Here is a 5,285-nt window from a genome sequence, read left to right as displayed (position 1 = left end):
GTGCAGAGCCACGGCAGATCGCAGGTCAAGGTGGCGTGCTACCTGTCAGCCGAATTCCTGATGGGTCCGCAACTGGGCAGCAACCTCATCAATCTGGGCATCGAGGCGAGCGCGCGGGAGGCGATGCGCGCGCTTGGCCAGAACCTGGACGTGCTGCTCGAGCTTGAAGAAGAGCCGGGACTCGGCAATGGCGGCCTCGGGCGCCTGGCAGCCTGCTACCTCGATTCGCTTGCGACGCTGGAGGTGCCGGCCATCGGCTATGGCATTCGGTACGAGTTCGGCATCTTCGACCAGGACATCCGTGACGGCTGGCAGGTGGAGGTGACCGACAAGTGGCTGCAGAAGGGCAACCCCTGGGAGATCGTGCGCCCCGACACGAGCTTCTATGTCAATTTCGGCGGCCACACCGTGTCCGACACCGATGCGCAAGGACGCTATCGCGTGCGCTGGGAGCCGTCGCGCACGGTCAAGGGTGTTGCCTGCGACACGCCGGTACTCGGTTACCGCGTCAACACCTGCAACACCTTGCGGCTGTGGAAGAGCGAGGCAGTTGAGTCTTTCGACTTCCGGGACTTCAACGTCGGCGACTACTACGGCGCGGTGGACGAGAAGGTGGCCTCCGAAACGCTCTCGAAAGTGCTCTACCCCAACGACGAGCCGGAGGTCGGCAAGCGCCTGCGCCTTGCGCAGCAGTACTTCTTCGTCTCCTGCTCGCTCCAGGACATGCTGCGCCTGCTCGACCTCAAGGGCGTGCCGATCGCACGCCTTGCAGATGTGTTCGCGGCGCAACTCAACGACACCCACCCATCCATCGCCGTCGCCGAGCTGATGCGGCTCCTGATCGACGAGCGAATGCTGGATTGGGAGCAGGCTTGGGAGATCACGCTGCGCACGCTCGCCTACACCAACCACACGCTGCTGCCCGAGGCCCTCGAAACCTGGGGGCTGCCGTTGTTCCGGAGCATGCTGCCACGTCCGCTAGAGATCATCTACGAGATCAACCGCCGCTTCATGGATGAAGTACGTCAACGCTATCCCGGTGACGATGCGCGCTTGAGGCGGCTGTCGCTGATCGACGAGACCGGCGAACGGAAGATCCGCATGGCGAACCTGGCCACCGTCGGCAGCCACGCCGTCAATGGCGTGGCCGCGCTGCATTCGGAACTCCTGAAGCAGACCGTCCTGCAGGACTTCGCCGCGTTGTGGCCGGAGCGCTTTCACAACGTGACCAATGGCGTCACGCCGCGGCGCTTCGTGGTGCTGAGCAATCCGGGGCTTTCGCGGCTGCTGGACGCAACGGTGGGCGAAGGCTGGGTCAAGGACCTTGCACGGCTCAGGGGGCTGGAAGCTCACGCCGACGATCCGGCATTCCAGGAGAAATGGCGCAAGATCAAGCGATCGAACAAGGAGACGCTGGCCCAGCGCATTCGTGGCCGCACCGGCGTCGTGGTCGACCCCGACGTCCTGTTCGACATCCAGGTCAAGCGCATCCACGAATACAAGCGCCAGCACCTCAACGTGCTGTACATCAGCACGCTTTACCAGCGTCTGCGCCGCAACCCGCAGCAAGACATCGTGCCTCGTTGCTTCCTCTTCGGCGGCAAGGCCGCACCGGGCTACCACATGGCCAAGCTCATCATCCGCCTCATTAACGGCGTGGCCGAAGTCGTCAACGAGGATGCGATGGTGGGGGGACRCTTGAAGGTCGTGTTCTTCCCGGACTTCAACGTCAAGAACGCGCATGCCGTCTATCCGGCCGCCGACCTGTCCGAGCAGATCTCGACGGCGGGCAAGGAAGCCTCCGGCACCGGCAACATGAAGTTCATGCTCAACGGGGCCTTGACCATCGGGACGCTGGACGGCGCCAATGTCGAGATTCGCGAGGAGGTCGGTGACGACAACTTCTTCCTCTTCGGATTGACCGCCGAGGAGGTGGACCGGGTCAAGCGCGACGGCTACCGGCCCGCAGACCGAGTGGAAGGCAACGACGAGTTGCGGGAAGCCCTGGAGCTGGTGGCAAGCGGGCATTTCTCGCGCGGCGATCGCGAAGTGTTCCGCCCCCTCGTCGAGAACCTGCTGTATTCGGATCCCTTCCTGGTGCTGGCCGACTATGCCGACTACCTGCGATGCCAGGAGCGCGTGGACGCCGCGTGGAGGGACCCGAATCGCTGGACGCGCATGTCGATCCTCAACACTGCCCGCGCCGGCAAGTTCTCATCCGATCGCTCGATCCGCGAGTACTGCGACAAGATCTGGGAGATTTCGCCGGCAAGGATCAGCCTTGACTGAGGGCCGATCGGTCCCGATCTGCTCGACGCGCATTCGCATAGGTACCATCGCCGGACCTCGACGGACAGCTATTTTTCCAGACGCGCTACGACATCGACAACTGGTTGACTTGGTGCTACAGGTCGAATAGCTTTGCTTTGCCGACGTAATATCTATCGATGCGCCACTCCTCTAAGATCTTGATCGCAACCTCGAAGTCCTGCTCGCGAGTTTGAAGTCAACCTCGGACTCGAGGGCAAGCACGAGTCGAGCATTTCCTCACGGATTGGACTGCCCGATGGCGGACAGTCGTGAAAGGCGGCTCGTGGCCGGGACTGTCAGTTCACCAAACTCGCCAGCGGACCCTATCGAATAGGGCGAAAAGCGGACGCTCAAGCCTTGACAACTTAGTCCGCTATGGCTGCTTCGGCACTGCGTAGCGCGCATGCGCGGAATTTGCTCTAGCAGGCGGGCCAAGTTCCGAGTACGCTCGCCGTGTCGAATTTTGTTGCCGCCCTCCGGGAACACCGAGAAATGGCTCGGGGAGCTCCTGGTGATATGTGCATCTGCTCTACCGATGAACCGAGGAGACGCTTGTGAACAATCAAGCCAAGCCGAAGAATCAGGGATCGGACGATGGGAGGATTCGTACGCATCTCCCGATGCGCAACACGTCGAGGCCCGGCCTCATCACCTACGACGCGCGGGACCCCGACACCAAGTTTCCACCGATCGACCAATTGCGCCCACCCAAGGGAGCGCCCAACGTGTTGATCATCCTCATCGACGATGCCGGCTTTGGTTCGGCCAGTGCCTTTGGCGGCCCTTGCCAGACCCCGAACGCGGAGAAGCTGGCAGCGGCCGGCCTGAAGTTCAACCGCTTTCATACCACCGCCCTTTGCTCGCCGACGCGTCAGGCCTTACTAACCGGACGCAACCACCACTCCTGCGGCATGGGCGGGATCACCGAAATCGCCACGGGGGCCCCGGGCTACAGCTCGGTGCTTCCCAACTCCATGTCGCCCTTGGCACGCACGCTGAAGCTCAACGGCTACTCCACCGCGCAATTCGGCAAGTGCCACGAGGTGCCGGTGTGGGAGACGAGTTCGGTCGGCCCTTTCGACGCGTGGCCGACTGGCGGCGGCGGCTTCGAGTATTTCTACGGTTTCATCGGGGGCGAAGCCAACCAGTGGTATCCGAGCCTGTATGAAGGCACCAACCCGGTCGAGCCGAAGAAGACGCCCGAGGAGGGTTATCACTTGATGGAGGACATGACCGAAAAGGCCATGTCCTGGATCGGACAGCAGAAGGCCCTCGCTCCCGACAAGCCGTTCTTCGCGTACTTCGCGCCCGGCGCCACCCACGCGCCCCATCACGTACCCAAGGAATGGGCCGACAAGTACAAGGGCAAGTTCGAACAGGGATGGGACAAGCTGCGCGAGGAAACCATTGCCCGGCAGAAAGTGCTGGGTGTGATCCCGGCCGATTGCGAACTCACCGCGCGCCACGAGGAAATTCCCGCATGGGACGACATGCCGGAAGCGCTCAAGCCGATCCTGCGCCGGCAGATGGAGGTCTACGCAGGCTTCATGGAGTTCACCGACCATCACGTGGGCCGCCTGCTCGACAGCCTGGAGAAGCTCGGCATCCTCGACGACACGCTCGTCTACTACATCGTCGGCGACAACGGGGCCTCCGCCGAGGGCACGCTGAACGGTGCCTACAACGAGATGGCCAATTTCAACGGACTCGCCGCACTTGAAACGCCTGAGTTTCTGATGGCACGCTACGACAAGCTCGGCGGCCCGGAGTCGTACAACCACTATGCCGTGGGTTGGGCCCACGCAATGAATACCCCCTACCAATGGACCAAGCAGGTGGCCTCCCACTGGGGCGGCACACGCAACGGCACGATCGTCCATTGGCCGAAGGGGATCGAAGCCAAGGGCGAGATGCGTTCGCAATTTCATCACGTGATCGACATCGCGCCGACGATTCTCGAGGCGGCGGGCTTGCCCGAGCCGGTCGAGGTCAACGGCATGGCGCAAGACCCGCTCGAAGGCGTCAGCATGCTGTACACGTTCAACGACGCGAATGCGGCAGAGCGGCACGAGACGCAGTACTTCGAGATGTTCGGCAACCGTGGCATCTATCACAAGGGCTGGACCGCGGTCACGAAGCACGGGACGCCGTGGATCCTCATGGGCCGCAAGACCGTGGCGCTCGACGACGATGTCTGGGAACTCTACGACACGACCAAGGACTGGAGCCAGGCCCGGGACCTGTCGAAGCAGATGCCCGAGAAGCTGCACGAGTTGCAGCGGCTGTGGCTGATCGAGGCAACACGCTACAAGGTGCTGCCCATCGACGATCGGGTGGTCGAAAAGATGAACCCCGACACCGCAGGCCGGCCCGTCCTGATCAGGGGAAAGACGCAGTTGCTGTTCGGCGGTATGAGCCGGCTGTCGGAGAATTGCGTGCTCAACCTCAAGAACAAATCGCACTCCGTCACCGCCCAGATCGAGGTCCCGGGCTCCGGCGCGCAGGGCGTGATCATCGCGCAAGGCGCGAACATCGGCGGATGGAGCCTCTACGCGCACCAGGGCAAGCTCAAGTACTGCTACAACGTGGCGGGCGTGAACCACTATTTCGTCGAATCCGCGGACCCGCTGCCGACCGGCGAGCACCAGGTGCGCATGGAGTTCGCCTACGCAGGAGGTGGTCTCGGCAAGGGTGGCCAAGTGACGTTGTTCGTCGACGGCAAGAAGGCGGGCGAGGGTTCTGTTCCGATGACGCAGGCCATGGTCTTCTCTGCGGACGACGGTTGCGATGTGGGCGAAGACAGCGGCGCGCCCGTGTCCCCCGACTACGGGCCCAAGGACAACGCATTCAACGGGCGCGTCAAAGGCGTGCAACTCGCCATATCCGATGCTGCGGAGAGCGTAGACCATCTGGTCTCGCCGGAAGATGCCATGCGTATTGCGATGGCTCGGCAATAGCGGCGTACAACCCTGATA

2 protein-coding genes are annotated in these 5,285 nt (G+C 62.6%); both read left to right on the top strand.

The features are described 5' to 3' along the window. Positions 1-2,289: glycogen/starch/alpha-glucan phosphorylase (locus AC1DY5_RS40885; RefSeq protein ID WP_478120154.1), on the top strand; the 2,289-nt coding region annotated here is incomplete at its 5' end. 641 nt (positions 2,290-2,930) lie between these two features. Next, positions 2,931-5,267, top strand: a complete 2,337-nt coding sequence (locus AC1DY5_RS40880) for an arylsulfatase (protein ID WP_478120153.1) — start codon at positions 2,931-2,933, stop codon at positions 5,265-5,267. The last annotated feature ends 18 nt before the right edge of the window (positions 5,268-5,285 follow it).

This window comes from Variovorax sp. P4_D9, from assembly GCF_056401695.1.
This window is presented reverse-complemented; position numbering and strand designations above follow the sequence as displayed.